Raw genomic sequence first — 18,583 nt, forward strand, 5'->3', positions numbered from 1 at the left:
TTAGTTAGGTGTTTTCTATAATAAGTGTTGTTTTTCAAAAGCAATGAGTATTTCACGCGCTTGAATGGAATCCTCTGCTTCCATTAGTTGGACTCTTAATTCGTGTGCTCCTTTGAATTCTCTTAAATAGATTTTAAAAGACCTTCTTAAAGCAGGGAAAGGGTGGAGATCGTAATAATCAAAGAGATCCAAATGATAGCGAAAAAGATCAATCAATTCTTTAGCAGAATGATGACGTGGTTCTTTTTCAAAAGCAAATGGATTTTGAAAAACACCACGGCCAATCATAATACCGTCCATCTCATAAGTATTGTATAATTCCAATCCTTGTTGCCGATCAGCAATATCCCCATTTACAGTTAAGAGGGTATGTGGGGCGTATTGGTCACGCAAATTTTTAATCTCCCCAATTAGTTCCCAATGAGCGGGCACTTTAGACATTTCTGTTTTTGTTCTTAAGTGTATGGAGAGGTTGGCAATACCTTGTTCAAATAAATGCTTCAGCCATTCTTTATATTCTTCCACTTGATGATGGCCTAAACGCGTTTTGACTGAAATAGGAAGGTTTGCTTTTTTACTGGCTTGGATTAATTGAGCAGCTAGTTGTGGTCTTAAAATTAAACCAGACCCACGACCATGTTTAAAGACGTTAGGTGCTGGACAGCCCATATTAATATCGACACCTGCGAAGCCTTCTTCTTCCATTCCATGCGCCATTTGTTCAAAGAATTCAGGCCGGTCACCCCATATATGGGCTACTATGGGTTGTTCATCTTCAGTTTTGATTAAACGACCTCGTACGGATTCTTTGCCTAGAGGATGGCAGTAGGATTCAGAATTAGTAAATTCAGTGAAGAAAACATCAGGTCTTCCAGCTTTAGCAATAACATGTCGGAAAGCAACATCGGTTACATCTTCCATAGGGGCTAAAACAAAAAAGGGTTTGGGTAAGTTTTGCCAGAAGTTTTGTGGCATAGTTTAGGACTCCTTTCACTTATTTTTGTAAAAATAGAATCTTTAAAAGATTACCATAAATGAGGCTGGATGCAAATATAATACAGGAATCCTCTATTAATTCTTTAGGAAAAACAACTAGCCCTATCTGTATGCTATAATTTTACTGAAAATAATTTAGGAGGATAAAAATGAAAGCAAAATTTTCCAAAAAATACTCTGTAAAGAATGAACATTCAGCTGCTAAAATTGGATCAGGTGCTTTAGAAGTCTTATCGACACCTTCGATGATTGCTTATATGGAAAATGCAGCTTATGAGCTTTGTCAGAAAAATATTGAAGATACAACTTTAGAAACCACAGTAGGTATCTTTCTTGAAGTCAAACATTTAAAAGCGAGTTCGACTATGAGCGAAATTGAGATTATTATTACAAAATGTAAAAGAGAAGGAAGAGTATTCACTTTAGATATGGAAGCTTATGATAAAGAACAATTAATTGGTCAAGCAACTCATCAAAGAATTGTTGTGAATATCGAGCGTTTTATGGCAAAGCTTAAGAAATAATATTTTCATTGATCGATGCCTTGAAAGTGTTTGAAAGATATTCAGTTTGCAAACCAACTATGTTAAGATGAGGGGGTTAATAAAAAGGTATAGGGAGGATCATTAATGGCAACTTTTTTTGAGATGCTGAGCATCCAAATAGTTCTAATTGTTTATGTCTTAGCAGGTGTGCTAGCCTATAGAAAAAGAATGATTACGGATCAGAATCGTCCAGCTTTAATTAAATTAATTGTTGAGATACTTGTTCCCGCACTTATTTTTAAGTCGTTTTTTAATATAACTTGGAACATTATTGAGCTAAGCTTTCAAACTTTAATCATTGCTACTATTATTTATACAACGATAACCCTTTTCGGCGGCTTCTTTTTTCGGGATTTGCCGGAAAAACAAGCTAAAATTTTACATTATGCGACCCTTTGTAACAGTGCCGGTTTTGCTGGATTACCCATCGTTACATCCTTATTTGGTGAATTAGGCGCTATTTTAGCCGCCGTTTATTTAATACCTCACCGCATTTTTACCTATACAATTGGTATTTCTTTATTAGTAAAACAAGAAAAGAGTTTTAAAGAGACGCTTCTTTCTTTTATAAAAAACCCAATGATTTTGGCAGTTATCTTTGGATTGGTGCTGGGTTTAAGCCAAATTCCTATACCAAGCTTTATCATGAATAGTTTTGATGGTTTGAGTCGCACAGTTACTCCTTTATCCATGATTACCATCGGTTCAATTATTGGTTCGGTTAAAATGGAGGCTCTTTTTGAGAAAGCGGTTATACGGTTTGTAGGTGTTAGAATGCTCCTTATACCCTTAATCGTTTTGCTGAGCTTAAAATTTCTGCAAGTAGATGAGCAAATAGCAGGTATGTGTGTGGTGATGGCGACCATGCCCGCCGGGGCTACCACGCCTATTTTAGCGGCTAAATACGATTTAGATGTCGCTTTGGCTTCTAAACTAACTTTTGTATCAATTATTTTATCCCTCTTTTTAAGTCCAGCCTTTTTGGCTTTCGTTTAATTTGAAGACAGAGGAGGAGAAATTTTCATGCCAGCCATACATAAAAAAACTAACAAAAAAAGATCTGCATAATGTACTGACCCCCTAAAGTTGGATTTCATGGTCCAACTTTAGGGGGTCAGTACATTGAGCTAGCTCTTTTTCTGCTTATGCAGTGACTGTTTCGATAATTTGATGGCCCTTAACCATAACTGGTTGACAGTTTCCTTTTTTTAATTCTTGAGCAAGTTCATGGATAGTTGAAACCTGGTTAGGAAAATATGTCGCGTAAACGCCTACTTGGCCAAAATGATGAGAATCACTTCCACCAACACATTGTAGACCGTGTTCTTTGGCTGTAATAAAGGCTTGTTGATTTTCTTCTAAAGTTGAATTGCCATTTAACACTTCAACTGCATGAAGGCCTTTAACTTTATAAATATGGTCACCAAGGCCTCGGTTATTATTACGATAGGGATGAGCGGCTGTACAAGCTCCACCTTTTTTATTCACGTAATCAATGAATTCTTGAGCTGATAGGCCCGGCTCAGGCAATTCGTCAATTCCATAGGCTAAGACATCGCCTTCAGTAGTTAGATATTCCACCCCCACAAAGATTGGAAAATCGAGACGTTGTTGAGCCTCTTCAACTAAAGTCATGAAACCAATTGAGTCGTGGTCTGTAATACAAACGGCATCAAGTCCGATTAGTTTGGCTCTTTCGACAATCTGCTCAATTTTCATAAAGCTATCGGGTGAAAATGTCTTCTCATGCATATGTAGGTCGATTAACATATTGGATAATCCTCTCTTATAAGTTTGTAACATTAAATATTGTTCAACATCCCTATTTTACGTAAGCTTACCTCGCTATTCAAATTGAAAAACAATCTTAAAAATTTATTTATAGTCTTTATTAATACATTTGTATCAATGATTTAGCAAGATTAGCTTTAAATTTATTAGAAAAAATAATAAATAATGACAGAACGATTTAATGAATAAAATATTTTTATTAAAAGATAATAAGAAAGAAAAATTTTAATGGAAAAACGTTTACAAAACTGGTAGGATAGCATTAAATGCTTCGGAGGTGCTTTTATGAAATTGTTAAAAGACACAAGAATAAGAATAGCTTTAATCTCAATCTTAATTTTCTTATTTGCCTATCAAAATGTGGATCGATACTTGCAGCAGATGGACGAACAGAGACGAAATAATTTAGAAACGGTTACTTTAATTGCTAGGGCTTATGGTTATGACGGAGAAGAGGAATCAGATCCTGTACTAGAGTTTATTGATAAGCAACCGTCAAAAAATTTCACCTATGATCAAGAAGCTAAAATTGATTTGGCTCATTATTTTCATGGGGTCTCCAAAGAACAAATTATTTTGAAACGTGGTGGGATTCTTATATCAATGTTAATAATTCCATATCTGCTTTTTGAGTTTATAATAAGTAAATCGGGCTTTTTATTCTAATAGCTGTTTGAAAATATGAAAGAGTAGCAATAAGGAGGAGAAAAATGAAATATTTTTCAAATTTTAAGATTCGAGCTTTATTCTTTTTTATAATAATCAGTACACTTGCGTATTTACTAGTAAAACCGATATATGATTCTTATATTATTTATAAGGAGAACGATTATTCAACCGTGTCTGTGCTGTCTAAAATACATGGTTATGAGGGTGAAGATGATATTGATTCAAAATTAGATTATATGGAACAATTGCCAGAGAATAAATTAAATAATATAGAGAAAGGGATAGTTAGTCGAGCGCGTTATTATAGAACGGATCCTGAAGTGAAAATTGTACTTAAAAAAGGAGCTATTATTGTAATAAGCTTATTCACTTTTTATTTAGTCGTCGAATACGCTTTAACGCGAACTTATTCAATTTAAAAATTGAAAACCACTAAATGAGTATCGAGAACTAAATCTACCTCTATTTTTAATAGAGGTCGTTTTAATTTGTCTAGTGAAAGTATATGAGAACTTTCTTAGGGACTTTTCATTCAAATTTAAGAGATATTTGATTAAATAATAGTATACTTATAAGTGAGCGCGTTTTAGTATTTTTAATACGTAATCTTATTTTTAAAAGCATTCGAGAAAACGCTTACAAACGCTCTGCGTTTCGGTCTCAAATAAAGATGTGTTTAAGGAGATAAAGATGATAAAATACGAAATTCCAGGTAATGGAGTGATCAAAATATCTAATGTGATTATTGATTTTAACGGCACCATCGCTGAAGACGGGAAATTAATTGAAGGAGTGGAAGAACTTCTTTCGAGTCTTTCAGAAAATGTTAAAATTTTTATCGCCACTGCTGATACCTATGGAACTGTTAAACAACAGTGTCAAAAACTTCCAGTTGAACTGGCTACCTTTCCTTCGAGTAAAGCAGCTATCTCCAAGAAACTACTGCTTGAAGAATTAGATTCTAAAAGCTGTGCCTGTATAGGCAATGGCTATAACGATGGAGAAATGATGAGTGTAGCTGCTTTATCAATAGCTGTTATAGGAAATGAAGGGCTATCCACTGTTAGTATTCGTAATGCCGATATTATTGCACCTAATATTCATTCAGCGCTTAACATCTTGCTTAAGCCTGAGCGTATTAAAGCTACTTTACGTCATTAAGTTAAAGGAGTTAGAAAATGGATAAAAAACATTGGAGATATGCCTTTGAAAAGACATTGCCAATTGGTATCGTTTATCTCATGCTAGCCTTAGGTTTTGGTATTATGATGCAGGCTAAAGGCTTTGGTTGGATTTGGGCATTATGCTTGAGCTTTTTTGTCTACTCAGGGTCTATCCAGTTTTTAGCACCAGTCATTCTTTCTTCATCCACTGGCTTATTTGCTACAGTTATTTTAACCTTTATGGTTAATTTTCGCTTATTATTTTATGGTATTAGTCAGTTGGAAAGATACAAAAAGATAAAAGGTTGGCGCAAACTCTATTTAATTCATGGCCTTACGGATGAAACTTTTTCTTTGGTATGTACAGACCACTTACCTGAAGGAATTGAACGTGAGAAGTATTCCCTTTATGTCACAGTACTCAATCATATGTATTGGACACTTGGTAGTGTAGCGGGTAGTTTAGTAGGAAATCTCTTACCTTTTTCAACGGAGGGCATTGATTTTGCTCTAACAGCATTGTTTTTTGTCGTCGTTCTCAATCAGTGGGAAGCTACCAATAATCACAAGCCTGCTCTTTTAGGGATGACTGTTGGGTTTATATTTTTCATAATATTTGGACCAGATAATTTTATGCTGCCGTCAATGCTTGTTGTCATTGCTTTTCTACTAATTGAAAATAGACTTAAAGGAGGCCAACCAGATTATGTCTAACCTTCATTCTATCATGTTGATTGTCGTTATGGTCATTGTGACAATCACTATTAGAGCTACTCCCTTTATTATTTTCAAAAGGAAAACTCCTATTTGGATTATTTATTTGGGGCAAGTTTTTCCTTATGCCATTATGACAATCTTATTGATTTATTCATTTAAAGATATTGCCTATACTTCTCAGCGAACGATAGCGGCTATAATATCTTGCTTTTTGGTATTCGTTTTACATAAATGGCGACATTCTACTGTCTTTTCCATTTTGGGAGGAACAGTTTTGTATATGGTATTGGTTCAAACTATTTTTCAATAAATTTTCATTATGCTTAAAAAGCCAGAGCAAATGCCTCTGGCTTTTTAATATATTTTAAAAACCGATCGAAGCAATCTAACACCTTACCGGCAAAGGCCATACCTGGATCACCATCCATAAGAATAGCAATATTGTCTAAATCCGATAATTGCTCGTAATTTCCTCCTGCTTTTATGTATTGATCAACATGAACAGCAATACATGGCTCACAGCGTTGATTAATAGCAACAGCAAGAATAATTAACTCTTTAGTAACTGCATCTGGAGCCGAGGGCTTTGCTAAGATGGCAGCAAGCTGATTATAATGTTGAAGGTATTCAGGATTAAGTTCTGTTAAAAATTGTGTATTGGCACCCACTTCTTCTAAACCTTTACGATAATCAGTCCTATAAAGATTCCTTCTGCAAAGTTATTCTCTATTAGTATAGCTTTTTTATATGAAAGTATGTTCAAAAAAATTATATATATAAATTTTTCATAAATGACGGTTATTTATTTAATAATCTAATTTAATATTTAAAATTTTATTGAGTATACTAAGTTTATAAATAAACAAAAAGGAGATTAATCACATGTCAAAAGCTTATGATATCGTTCTACGTGGTACTGGTATGGGTGAAGGTGAAAAACCTCTAACAGAAAATTTGATGAAAGGTTTTTTAAATACGCTAGCTAACACTGATAAAGCGCCAAAGCATATCCTTTTATATGGTGAAGCTGTTAAGTTAGCTTGCAAGGGCTCAGACTCAATTGAAGATTTGAAAGCAATGGAAGATAAAGGAACCAAAGTTCTTTCATGCGGTATTTGCACTGAATACTATGAAGTAGAAAAGTATATTATGGTTGGTCAAATTACAACAATGCGTGAAGTTGTTGATATTTTAACTGAAAGTGAATTAGTAATTGAACCTTAAAAAAGAATGTGAGGTAAAATAATGGAAACGACCTTTAAGCCGTTTACAACGACATTAATTGGATCGATGCCACGGTCGCCTCAATTACTCGCTGCCAAGGAAGCTTGTCAACATTTTGGTGAGTGTGATAAATACAATCAGCTGGTTCATGACGAAACTAAAGAGGTCATGGACCTCTTTAAGCGTGCGGGCATTGATGTAGTTGTAAGTGGAGAAATTTCAAGAGATAATTTTATGTCTTATGTTGCTGAAAAAGTTGAAGGTATCGAACTTTTTTCTACAGAGGAAATTAATGACTTGCTTGGAAATAATGAGGATTATGTGCAATCCTTAGAAGAGATGGATGCTTCAGATAACTCAATGAATAGTCCAGTCTGTGTCGGTAAGCTCGATTTGGAAGCCGATTTATGTACTCAAGAGCAGGAGTTAATTAAAAGCTTAACTAATAAACCTTATAAAATCACTCTTCCTAGTCCATACCTTTTAACCCGATCAATGTGGGTAGAAGGAGTAAGTGATCAAGCTTATGCGAGTAGACGTCAATTGGGTAAAGATGTTGTTGAATTATTGAAAAACACCATTCATCGTTTATATGATAATGGGGCGCGCGTCATCCAAATTGATGAACCGATTCTTTCAGAGGTAGTTTTTCAAAGAGCCCAAGGGGATACCTCCTTCTACTGAGGAACCTTATCTGCAAAGGTCAAGGTTGACCAAGAATTAATGTTTGCTCAGTCTCTTATTCAACCTGTTCTAGATGAAATAAATAGTTTGGAAGGTTGCTTATCAGCTGTCCATGTTTGTCGAGGAAATTGGACAAAAGATGAGAGTGTATTATTAGAGGGAGCGTACGATAAATTAGGTAGCTTCTTTAATAAATTAACTGTCGACATGTTGGCTCTTGAGTTTTCAACCCCAAGAGCTGGTGAAATATCCAAGTTATTTTATAATAACTTTTTAGATGAGAAAATTATACTAGGCTTAGGTGTCATTAATCCGCGATCAGATGAGGTTGAATCAGTTGAAAAAATTATGGCTCTAGCTGAAGAAGCGTTAGAGTTCTTGCCACCAGAGAGAATTTGGCTGAATCCGGATTGTGGCTTTGCAACATTTGCCAATCGTCCGTTAAATCCTGAAGAAATAATCGAAGCCAAATTAACAAATATGTCTAAAGCCGCTCAACAATTACGTCAGAATCACTGTCAATAATTCTTTTTGCAACTAGCATAGGCTAGTTGCTTTTTTGTCTAGCTTTATAAATAAAATTTATATGAAATATTGAAACAAAGGTAAAGTTTTTCTATAATGTAAACATTAATCAGGAAACGCTTACTTAAAGCAACTTTAAAATTTTGTTCGTTAACTAATAAATTTTTAAGGGGGGAGTCTATGAATTACACTATAACCTTTAATCCAGCCCTCGATTATTTTATAGAGACCAGGGACTTCAAGGAAGGAGCATTAAATCGTATAGATTCAGAAACCTATCTTATTGGAGGTAAGGGTTTAAATGTCTCACTATTATTGTCAGAGTTTGGAATAGCTTCTTGTGCCTTGGGATTTATGGGTGGGTTCACTGGGAATTATTTAACCAATTTATTAAAAAAACATTCGATTGCACATGATTTTATTGAAGTGAATGGTCAAACACGTATCAATGTGAAGCTGAAAAGTAAGAAAGAAACAGAACTAAATGCCAAAGGTCCTAAAATATTGAGACCTCAATATGAGGCGTTCTTTAGTCAATTAAAGCAAAAAATAAAAAAAGGTGATACCGTATTTTTATCAGGGAATTTAGCTCCAGGTATGGAAGCGAAAGATTACGAAAGGATAGGCGAACTGTGCCAAAAAACCCAGGTCAATTTCATATTAGATTCAAACCGGGAATTAGTAACATCATGCTTAACCTATCGTCCCTTTTTAATTAAACCGAATCAACAAGAATTGGCTGATATTTTCAATTCAGTTATTCACACGGACAAGGATGTCATAAAATATGCCAAACGTTTACAGCAACAAGGTGCTCAAAATGTATTAGTATCCCTAGGGGCTGACGGAGCTATATTGTTAACTAGCGATAGTAAAATTTATCGATCCAAGTCAGCTCCAGGAAAATTGGTTAATTCTGTGGGAGCAGGCGATTCGATGTTAGCAGGCTTTATGGCTGAATACCAATCTTCAAAGTCGTTTAAGAATGCCTTAAAGGTGGGAACGGCTGCTGGTGCGGCAACAGCTTTTTCTTTAGGTATAGCTGAGCGAAAGTTAATGGACTCTTTAGTGGATAAAATCAAAATACAAGAACTTTAGGAGGAAAAGTTATGCAGCTGTCAGAATTATTAAATATTGAAGTGATGGATCTTGATCTGATTGTTCGTAATAAATCAGAGGCTTTAAAGAGTCTTGTTAATAATTTCGATCAAGTCGGAGGAGTAACGGATCCAAAAGAATTATTTCAATCGCTACAAGCAAGAGAGCAACTCTCAACCACTGGAGTTGGTAACGGTGTGGCCATGCCGCATGCTCAATCATCAACGGTAAAAACGCCAATTATTATTTTTGCGCGTTCCCAAGCAGGCATTAATTGGCAAGCTTTAGATGAAAAAGATGTTCACTTAATTTTTATGATTTTAATGCCAAAAAACTCATCAAATGAGCATCTGAAGGCAATTGCTTCCTTGTCAAAAAAATTGATGGAAGAAGGAATGATTGATCAACTGATGTCTGTTAAGAATGCTCATGAAGTGGTTGATTTATTTTCTGAAGAAGCAGATTTAAAAGAAACTGCTCAAGCTAAAAGTGAAAAAAATATAATTTCTGAATCATCAGATACTTATATTTTAGCAGTTACCGCTTGTCCAACAGGGATAGCACACACCTTTATGGCTGAAGAAAAGTTAAAAGAAGCAGCTAAAAAAGCTGGGATCAGTATTAAAGTGGAAACAAACGGGCAAGCCGGTATCGGTAACAAACTTAATCAAGGGGATATTAAAAAGGCCGATGCAATTATCGTAGCGGCAGATAAACAGGTTGAAATGAATCGATTTGATGGCAAGCCGGTTATCATTACTAAAGTTTCAGATGGAATTAATAAGGCCGATGAATTAATAAATAGGGCCGTTCGTCTCGACGCTCCTATCTTTCACGCTAAGGGAGAAAAGGTAAATGAGATAGAAGATTCTGGTGAGAAAGAATCAATCGGTCGTCAATTCTACAAACATTTAATGAATGGCGTTTCTCATATGCTTCCATTCGTTGTGGCCGGTGGGATTTTGATTGCACTTTCTTTCTTCTGGGGTATAAATTCTGCTGACCCAAGCAGTTCAGACTATAATGTATTTGCTCAAATACTAAAAACAATTGGTGGAATGTCTTTTGCCATGATGCTACCAATTTTATCTGGATTTATCGGTCAATCAATTGCAGATCGTCCAGGACTAATAGTTGGATTAATGGGTGGGATTTTTGCTAATCCTAGTGTTTTAGCTGCTTATGCACCACAAGGCATTTTTGAAAATCTAGTACCCTCTGGTTTTCTTGGCGCTCTGATAGCGGGTTTCTTAGCAGGCGCTATTATAAGAGGACTGCAAATTGCCTTCAAGTGGATGCCTAAAACCCTTGAGGGTATGAAGGCAATCTTCATATTCCCAGTTCTGGGTATTCTAATGATAGGTCTGCTAATGCTATTTGTAGTGAATGGTCCGATGGGTGCGGTGATGACGGGATTAATGAATGCGATTGAATCAATTCCAAGAGAATGGGGCATTGTATTAGGATTTGCAGTAGCAGCTATGATGTCCATTGATATGGGAGGCCCCATTAATAAGGCTGCTTATGTTACAGGAACAGCTCTAGTCACTCAAGCTCAAGGGGCGGGTTCAGATGTTATGGCGGCAGTAATGGTTGGTGGAATGGTTCCGCCTATGGCTATTGCCTTAGCCGCTACGATTAAACCAAAAGTGTGGTCAAAACAAGAAAGATCTTCGGCCTATGTGAATTATGCCATGGGAGCTAGCTTTATTACCGAGGGAGCAATACCTTTTGCAGCGGCTGACCCTTTACGCGTTATTCCTTGTCTAGCCTTAGGTGCAGGTTTAGCCGGTGCACTTTCAATGGCTTTTGAATGTGTTAGCTTAGTTCCTCATGGAGGTGTTTTTGCGATAGCAGCAGGTGGGGTAAGCAACCCAATCATGTATATTCTATCTTGGTTAATAGGTAGTATAGTATCAGCCTTTTTACTAAACTACACCCGTCAATTAAAGAAGGGGTAATAACCCAATAGGTATATTATTAACTAAATTTTGATAAATTATATAATTATAGTTATTAGTTTATTGCTTTGTGAGAATATATAGATAGTAAAGTTTGATTAATCGCTAACCATCGCTAATCTTAGTTGAGATTATTAGAAGATGCAGCGCTTTTCAAATCAAATTCTAATCAAACTAATATGGAAATTGTTTGGAAGATTGTTTAATATTAAGGACAGGAGTGAGAAAACGATAACATTTTCTACACCCTCTTAGGAATGATTAGAAAGAATCAACCGTTCTAGTTTTGCTCTTTCTATTTCATACTAAAACAAAGTAAACTGACTTACAATCGCTGCAAGACTTAAACTTTAAAATCAAATGGCTTGACAGCGTTTTCACTAATTGGTAAAATGTAAGCAATTACAGTTTTTGAAAGTGAGGGAAGTATACTCAGAAAAACTTTATTGTTTGTCGCTTTGTACATTTTTAAGGAGGAAAATTAATGAAGAAATCGTTAAGAAAAGTAGTTGTTTCTTTTGTAACTGCTTTGACGCTAGGTTCCGCAGTATCACCATTATTGGCTTCAGCACAAGATGAAATTGTTGGTGATTTAGTTCCAGAATATAAAGCTACTTATTTAGGGGATCCTACTTCACTGGACTATACATTCTCTATGCGTGATTCAAATACAAGTCATACAGTTAACTTCATCGATGGATTATACGAAAACGACCAATTCGGTAACTACATCCCATCAGTTGCAGAGTCTCATGAAGTTTCAGAAGATGGCTTAGTCTATACTTATAAAATCCGTCCAGGAGTTATGTGGTTTGATAACAACGGTAACGAAGTGGCTGAGACAACTGCTCACGATTTTGTTACTGGTTTAAAACACGCTGTAGAGGTTCAATCAGAAATGTTACCAATCGTACAATCATCTATTAAAGGTCTTAACGACTATGTAAATGGTAAAATTACTGATTTTGCTGAAGTAGGGGTCAAAGCGATTGATGATTATACCCTTGAATATACTCTCGAAGAACCAGAACCATATTTCAACTCAAAAACAACTTATGGTATTTTATAACCAATCAATCAAGAGTTTCTAGATTCTGTTGGAGATGATTTCGGTTCATTAACTCCAGACTCAATTTTATACAATGGAGCTTTCCTACTTTCTAACTTAACTGCTAAATCTGAAATTGAATACACTAAGAACGAAAATTATTGGGATGCTGATAATGTATTCTTAGACACAGTTCAATTTACTTACAATGATGGTTCTGATCCAGAAGTATTCTACCGTCTATACAAAGATGGAGCTGTATCGTTCTTTACAGTAAATCCTACTTTACCAATCTATGACGATGTTAAAGCAGAATTCGACGGTTATATCACACAACAACAACGTCAAGGATCTTCATTCTTATTACAGTTTAACTTAAACCGTTTGAAGCATGAAGCAACTGGTAAAACTACTGAAAAGCAACATGAAGACACTCACCAAGCACTTTTAAATAAAGCTTTCCGTCAAGCAATTATGTTTGCTTTCGATAAACACACTTACATGACACAAAAATTCGGTGAAGAATTTGCTGATACAGATATTCGTAACTTATTAGTTGCACCAGAATTTGTTATGTTAGAAGAAGAGTCATTTGGAGAAGCAGTAGCACGTCACCTTGAAGAAATGAATCCGGAACTTTATGAAGGAATCAACTTGGAAGATGGACAAGATGCATTCTTCAATCCAGAAAAAGCTCAAAAATTAATTGAACAAGCAAAATCTGAATTAGAAGGCGTAGACTACCCAATTCAATTAGATATTCCAGTTCTAGAAACAGTTCCTGTGGCTGTCAACTTTGCTAAGTCTTTAAAAGCTTCTTTTGAAGAAGTTTTAGGTTCTGAAAATGTTGTAGTTAATCCAGTTCTTCTAAACCAAGATACATATTTAAACGCAACATTCAACGCTACTGTTGCTGCAGAAGTTGATTATGATATGACTAATGAATCTGGTTGGATTCCTGACTACTTAGACCCATCAACATTCTTAGATATTTATTTACCTACTAATGGTACTTTCTTAGTTCCAATTGGTTTTGATCCAATTCTTAAAGAAGGACAAGAAGATCCATATGCAGAAGCACGTGAAGCTTCAGGATTATACGAATATGCTGAATTGGTCAAAGCAGCTGATGCTATTAATGATGATTTAGATGCTCGTTACGATGCTTATGCTAAGGCACAAGCTTGGTTAACAGATTCTGCAATCGCAATTCCATTTAACACTTTAGGATCACACCTACGAGTTACTAATATTGTTCCGTTCTCTGGTCCTTACTCATTTGCAGGTACTGGTCAACGTAGATTCAAGTTCTTGAAAGTTCAATCTGAACCTGTTTCATATGAACAATGGCAAGCGGCTTACGATAATTGGTCAGCTAATAAGTTAGACGGATCAAGTGTTTCAAGTGAAGTTGGTGGAAGCAAAACTGATGAGTCTGCTTCTAAAGAAGAAACTGAAGAAGAAATGATGGACGAGTCAGCTGAAGAAACTGAAGAAACTGAAGAAATGAAAGATGAATCAGCTGAAGAAACTGAAGAAGCGGCTGAATAGTCAAAAGAAAATGTAATCTTAGATGAAAAAGGCTGAGAAATTGGCCTTTTTCATTTATTATAGGAGGATTCAAATGAAAAAATACTTATTCAAAAGAATTCTTCGGTCACTATTTTCGATTTTTATGGTTACTACTTTAGTGTATTTAGCCATTTTTTCACTGGTGCCGAGAAATTCAATCTTCAAAGATGACCCTGCAATTGCTAAATTAAAGTCACAACCCGATCAACTTTTAGAGTATCAAAATAGCGCTTTTGACCGAATGGGGTATATTAATTATTTAAATCAACGTGACTTTCAAAAGGAAGTTCAAAAAGACTATCCAGAATTTACAAATCAAGAAAGTCCCGAGAATCAAGCAATTATAGACAAATGGCAAGAAAATAACCAAAATTGGGAAGTAGGTCAACTTCCGATAAGCGGAGGCTATTTTGCTACCGATGAAGTTTCAATTGGTGCAAGGGTCTTAAATTTTTATAAAAATTTGATTGAGTTTGATCACCCTTGGCGTATTAAAGACCCGGAAAATCCTGATCTAAAGCGTGGATATAAAATCACTCACGACGCAACAGCTGGTTGGGCATTAACTGGTTCAGGTACAAAATATTACTACCAAATCTACTTCAATAATAAATTCCCATTTATCCACCAAAATTTCCTTAAAATTAATTTAGGAGTTTCATACCCTACTTTTGCAGGGAAGCCTGTTGTGGATGTTATTACGGACAAACAAGGTCGTTCAGTAACAGAAGAAATTACTATGCCAGATGGTAAAACCTTTAAATCTGCCATTAATCCTTACACACGTTACTACAAACCAACAGCTGAACTTTCTTTAACAGAAAAACGTATGTTTGAAGGTTCAAACTATGCAGGGGCTGATTCTAATAACGAAGATCCATCTATGATGATGATTTCATTTAGAAACGGCATTGCCTCAATTATTTTAATGTATACTATTGCTATACCAATGGCTATGGCTATGGCAAGATACAAAGGTCAATTGGTAGATAAGTTAGGAACTGCAATTATCACACTCTTAATCTCAGTACCTTCAGTTGCTTTCATTTTCTTTGGACGATATATTGGTAATAAGTTCTTTGGGCTACCTGATTTATTCCCAATTTTTGGACCTGGGAATATTAAATCCTATATAATGCCTGTTATTGTTTTAGCTTTATTAGCTCTATCTGGTTCTGTAATGTGGATTCGACGCTATATGGTCGATCAGCAGTCATCTGATTATGTTAAATTTGCTAAAGCGAAAGGTTTAAGTCAATCAGAAATATCTCGCAAACATATATTTAGGAATGCGATTATACCAATTGTGAACGGTGTTCCTGGAGCAATTATTTTCTCAATTGCTGGAGCCACAATCACTGAACAAGTATTTGCCATTCCTGGAATGGGTAAAATGTTGCCAGATGCAATTCTTTCTCATAATAACCCAATCACTGTTGGATTAATCTTTATATTCTCAGTTTTAGGGGTTGTCTCTATCATGTTAGGCGATATTGCGATGACTCTTGTGGATCCACGTATCCGCCTAGAAGTGAAGGAGGATAAATAATGGAAGTACAACCTAATATTAATGATGCTTCTTTTCGTTTTGTAGAAACAAATGAAAAAGAAGCTGAAAAAATTAATTCACCAAAATACTCTTATTGGCAATCGGTTTGGAGAACTTTTGGTAAAAATAAGATTGCTATTTTCTTCTTATTTCTTATGACAGCAATCATTTTAATGTCATTTATCCAACCTATTTTCTCTGGTTATGATCCAATGGATACTGCTAAAATTAATGATTTATCAGCACGCTATATTGAACCGAGTGCAAAGCACTGGTTTGGTACAGATGCTAATGGACAATCATTATTTGATGCTACTTGGTCTGGAGCAAAAACATCCATTTCAATCACAGTTTTAGCGACTTTGGTCACTACGACGGTTGGTGTAGTTGTCGGTGCATTCTGGGGAATGTCACAAAAAATAGACGTTTTCATGCTAGAGGTTTATAATGTTTTTGCTAATATTCCACCGTTATTAATTATTATGGTATTAGCCTATTCATTAGGGAATGGTTTTTGGAATTTACTTTTTGCAATGACCCTCACTTCATGGATTTTTACGGCATACTTTATTCGTGTACAAGTAATGATTATGCGTGATCGAGAGTATAATTTAGCATCAAGAACTCTCGGAACACCAGCAAGACGAATGATTTTTAAAAACATTTTGCCTTATTTAACATCAATCATTACTACAGACGTTTCCAGAGTTTTACCAGGATTTATTGCGACTGAAACTTTCCTATCCTTTATTGGAGTTGGTTTATCAGCTGATATTGTTTCTTTAGGTGGATTAATTCAGAAGTATTCCACAAATATCGCTTCAAAACCGTACTTATTCTGGATTCCTGTATCTGTTCTTGCTTTGATTTCAGTTTCTCTTTACATTGTGGGTCAAGCATTAGCTGATGCAACTGATCCTAAGAATCACATATAGGAGGCAATTGAAATGACAGAAAAGAAAAAGATATTAGAAATAAGAGATCTGGTTGTTAAATTCCAGGTGCGTGACTCTGAATTGACTGCTATTCGTGGTATCGATTTAGACCTTTATGAAGGTGAGGTTCTTGCTTTAGTAGGGGAATCTGGATCAGGAAAGTCAGTTTTAACGAAAACATTTACAGGAATGCTTGAAAAAAATGGTAGTATTCCAGAAGGTAAAGTTATCTATAAAGGCGATGAGTTACAAAATTTTACTTCAGATAAACAATGGTTAAAATATCGTGGTAAAGAAATGGCAACAATTTTCCAAGATCCAATGACTTCTTTGAATCCAGTCTTAACAATTGGAACTCAAATAACAGAGGTTATTACTAAGCATCGTAATGCTTCGCAAAAAGAAGCAAAAGAGGTAGCGATTGATTTAATGGAGCGTGTTGGTATTCGTGACGCTGAAAAACGTTTTGATGATTATCCGTTTGAATATTCAGGTGGAATGCGTCAACGTATTGTCATTGCAATTGCATTGGCATGTCGTCCTAAAGTATTGATTTGTGATGAACCAACGACTGCTTTGGATGTTACTATTCAAGCTCAAATTCTAAGATTACTAAAAGAATTACAAAAAGAATATGAATTTACAACTATTTTTATTACTCATGACTTGGGTGTAGTGGCTCAAATTGCAGACCGTGTTGCAGTAATGTATGCGGGACAAGTCATTGAAACAGGAACAGTAGAAGATATCTTCTATGACCCAAGACATCCTTACACATGGGCACTTTTATCATCATTACCACAATTATCAAATCCGGAAGAAGATCTATTCTCAATTGCAGGTACACCACCTTCTCTTTATACAAAAATTGAAGGAGATGCTTTTGCTCCACGTAGTCCTTATGCAATGCAAATTGACTATGAAGCTGAACCACCTATGTTTAAAGTTTCAGACACTCACTACGCTAAAACATGGTTACTAGATCCTCGAGCACCGGAAGCTGAAAAACCATCTGTTATTCATAACCTTCATGAAAAATTGAAGAAAGTTCATGGTGCAGATGCAGCTCTTAGAGAGGAGTTAGCAAATGGAGAAAAATAGAGAAAAATTAGTTGAAGTAAACGACCTTGAAATCACTTTTGGTGAAGGCAAAGACAAGTTCGTTGCTGTTAAAGATGCCACTTTCCATGTATTTAAAGGAGAAACCTTATCATTAGTAGGTGAGTCTGGATCTGGTAAAACAACTATTGGTCGTGCAATTAATGGTATTAATAAAACTTCAGGAGGAGAAATCCTCTTTAAAGGTAAAAGAATTAATACTAAATTATCTGAAAAAGAGCGTAAAGAGCTAATTGGAAGCATTCAAATGGTCTTTCAAGATCCCTCTGCCTCTTTGAATGACCGTGCAACAGTAGAGTATATTATCTCAGAAGGACTTTATAACTTTAATTTATTTAAAGATGAAGAAGATCGCTTGCAAAAAGTTGAGAATATGCTTAAAGAAGTTGGACTTTTATCTGAGCATATGTATCGTTATCCTCATGAGTTCTCAGGTGGACAACGTCAACGCATTGGGATTGCTCGAGCCCTTATTATGGAACCAGAACTTGTTATTGCAGATGAGCCGATCTCATCTTTAGATGTTTCTGTTCGGGCGCAAGTTCTTAACTTACTCCGTAAATTTCAACGTGAAAATGGCTTAACTTATATTTTTATTGCTCATGACTTATCAGTCGTACGTTATATTTCTGATAGAATAGCAGTAATTCGTAATGGTCGTATTCTTGAAGTTGCGGAAACTGAAGAATTATTCCGTAATCCAATTCATCCTTATACACAAGCTTTACTTTCTGCTGTACCTATTCCAGACCCAGAGCTTGCTCGTAAAGTTAAATTGAAAGTTTATGATCCTGAAATGCATGATTATTCAACTGATATACCAAAAGTACGTGAAGTACTCCCAGAACACTACATTTATTGTAATGAAGCTGAATTGGCTAAATATCAGGAAATGTATCATTAAGAGTTTAAGTCGAGGTTTTAATCTCGGCTTTTCTTTTATTATAAGTTAGTGTAAAATTAATATATCATTTAGAAATGAGGTAG

18 protein-coding genes and 1 pseudogene are annotated in these 18,583 nt (G+C 35.4%); 16 read left to right on the forward strand and 3 right to left on the reverse strand.

Features of this window, described 5'->3' with window-relative positions; genetic code table 11:
- Window positions 1–15: 15 nt before the first annotated feature.
- Window positions 16–975 carry a tRNA dihydrouridine synthase gene (locus ACQV2Q_RS04685; protein WP_428882073.1) on the reverse strand — a complete coding sequence of 320 codons (960 nt, stop codon included), beginning with the start codon at window positions 973–975 and terminating at the stop codon, window positions 16–18.
- A 170-nt stretch (window positions 976–1,145) separates the two neighbouring features.
- On the opposite strand from ACQV2Q_RS04685, the gene ACQV2Q_RS04690 reads away from it, so the two are divergent.
- The gene (locus tag ACQV2Q_RS04690; RefSeq protein ID WP_428874947.1) at window positions 1,146–1,520 is read left to right on the forward strand and encodes a thioesterase family protein; all 375 of its coding nucleotides are present in this window, start codon (window positions 1,146–1,148) and stop codon (window positions 1,518–1,520) included.
- Between the two features lie 105 nt (window positions 1,521–1,625).
- The gene (locus ACQV2Q_RS04695; RefSeq protein ID WP_428882075.1) at window positions 1,626–2,537 is read left to right on the forward strand and encodes an AEC family transporter; all 912 of its coding nucleotides are present in this window, start codon (window positions 1,626–1,628) and stop codon (window positions 2,535–2,537) included.
- Window positions 2,538–2,684: 147 nt separating this feature from the next.
- On the opposite strand, the gene ACQV2Q_RS04700 is transcribed toward ACQV2Q_RS04695, so the two are convergent.
- A complete protein-coding gene (locus ACQV2Q_RS04700) occupies window positions 2,685–3,344 on the reverse strand; it encodes a PHP domain-containing protein (protein WP_428875984.1) in 660 nt (219 codons plus the stop codon).
- 273 nt (window positions 3,345–3,617) lie between these two features.
- On the opposite strand from ACQV2Q_RS04700, the gene ACQV2Q_RS04705 reads away from it, so the two are divergent.
- The 5 genes from ACQV2Q_RS04705 (at window position 3,618) to ACQV2Q_RS04725 (ending at window position 6,191) form a co-directional block, all read left to right on the forward strand.
- Window positions 3,618–3,998, forward strand: a complete 381-nt coding sequence (locus ACQV2Q_RS04705) for a hypothetical protein (RefSeq protein ID WP_428874951.1) — start codon at window positions 3,618–3,620, stop codon at window positions 3,996–3,998.
- A 44-nt stretch (window positions 3,999–4,042) separates the two neighbouring features.
- Complete coding sequence (locus ACQV2Q_RS04710; protein ID WP_428874952.1) at window positions 4,043–4,420, forward strand: hypothetical protein; 378 nt, start codon at window positions 4,043–4,045, stop codon at window positions 4,418–4,420.
- Between the two features lie 271 nt (window positions 4,421–4,691).
- Window positions 4,692–5,162, forward strand: coding sequence for an HAD family hydrolase (locus ACQV2Q_RS04715; protein WP_428874531.1), 471 nt, complete (start codon window positions 4,692–4,694; stop codon window positions 5,160–5,162).
- Window positions 5,163–5,179: 17 nt separating this feature from the next.
- Window positions 5,180–5,878: an AzlC family ABC transporter permease gene (locus tag ACQV2Q_RS04720; protein ID WP_428874532.1), complete on the forward strand. Its 699-nt coding sequence runs from the start codon at window positions 5,180–5,182 to the stop codon at window positions 5,876–5,878.
- Window positions 5,871–6,191, forward strand: a complete 321-nt coding sequence (locus ACQV2Q_RS04725) for a branched-chain amino acid transporter permease (protein WP_428874533.1) — start codon at window positions 5,871–5,873, stop codon at window positions 6,189–6,191. The genes ACQV2Q_RS04720 and ACQV2Q_RS04725 overlap by 8 nt, the downstream gene beginning before the upstream one ends.
- Window positions 6,192–6,204: 13 nt before the next feature.
- Here ACQV2Q_RS04725 and ACQV2Q_RS04730 read toward each other — a convergent pair whose 3' ends face one another.
- Window positions 6,205–6,549: a carboxymuconolactone decarboxylase family protein gene (locus ACQV2Q_RS04730; protein WP_428875985.1), complete on the reverse strand. Its 345-nt coding sequence runs from the start codon at window positions 6,547–6,549 to the stop codon at window positions 6,205–6,207.
- A 214-nt stretch (window positions 6,550–6,763) separates the two neighbouring features.
- Between ACQV2Q_RS04730 and yedF the strand changes: the two genes are divergently transcribed.
- From yedF to ACQV2Q_RS04775, 9 genes and pseudogenes are all read left to right on the forward strand, one after another.
- Window positions 6,764–7,105: a sulfurtransferase-like selenium metabolism protein YedF gene (yedF, locus tag ACQV2Q_RS04735; protein ID WP_428874535.1), complete on the forward strand. Its 342-nt coding sequence runs from the start codon at window positions 6,764–6,766 to the stop codon at window positions 7,103–7,105.
- Window positions 7,106–7,126: 21 nt separating this feature from the next.
- Window positions 7,127–8,314 carry a cobalamin-independent methionine synthase II family protein gene (locus ACQV2Q_RS04740; RefSeq protein ID WP_428874536.1) on the forward strand — a complete coding sequence of 396 codons (1,188 nt, stop codon included), beginning with the start codon at window positions 7,127–7,129 and terminating at the stop codon, window positions 8,312–8,314.
- Between the two features lie 180 nt (window positions 8,315–8,494).
- Entirely contained in the window at window positions 8,495–9,412 is a 918-nt protein-coding gene (gene pfkB, locus ACQV2Q_RS04745) for a 1-phosphofructokinase (RefSeq protein ID WP_428882078.1), read from the forward strand.
- Between the two features lie 11 nt (window positions 9,413–9,423).
- A complete protein-coding gene (locus ACQV2Q_RS04750) occupies window positions 9,424–11,373 on the forward strand; it encodes a PTS fructose transporter subunit IIABC (RefSeq protein WP_428882081.1) in 1,950 nt (649 codons plus the stop codon).
- A gap of 655 nt (window positions 11,374–12,028) precedes the next feature.
- Window positions 12,029–13,972 (forward strand): annotated as a pseudogene (locus tag ACQV2Q_RS04755) (peptide ABC transporter substrate-binding protein).
- 73 nt (window positions 13,973–14,045) lie between these two features.
- A complete protein-coding gene (locus ACQV2Q_RS04760) occupies window positions 14,046–15,542 on the forward strand; it encodes an ABC transporter permease (RefSeq protein ID WP_428882082.1) in 1,497 nt (498 codons plus the stop codon).
- Window positions 15,542–16,477, forward strand: coding sequence for an oligopeptide ABC transporter permease OppC (gene oppC / locus ACQV2Q_RS04765; protein ID WP_428874957.1), 936 nt, complete (start codon window positions 15,542–15,544; stop codon window positions 16,475–16,477). The genes ACQV2Q_RS04760 and oppC overlap by 1 nt, the downstream gene beginning before the upstream one ends.
- A gap of 12 nt (window positions 16,478–16,489) precedes the next feature.
- Window positions 16,490–17,578, forward strand: a complete 1,089-nt coding sequence (locus ACQV2Q_RS04770; protein WP_428882083.1) for an ABC transporter ATP-binding protein — start codon at window positions 16,490–16,492, stop codon at window positions 17,576–17,578.
- Entirely contained in the window at window positions 17,565–18,500 is a 936-nt protein-coding gene (locus ACQV2Q_RS04775) for an ATP-binding cassette domain-containing protein (protein ID WP_428874958.1), read from the forward strand. Before ACQV2Q_RS04770 ends, ACQV2Q_RS04775 begins: the two co-directional genes overlap by 14 nt.
- Window positions 18,501–18,583: the final 83 nt, after the last annotated feature.

The sequence above is a fragment of the Facklamia sp. P12950 genome, from assembly GCF_050409465.1.
GTDB lineage: Bacteria > Bacillota > Bacilli > Lactobacillales > Aerococcaceae > Facklamia.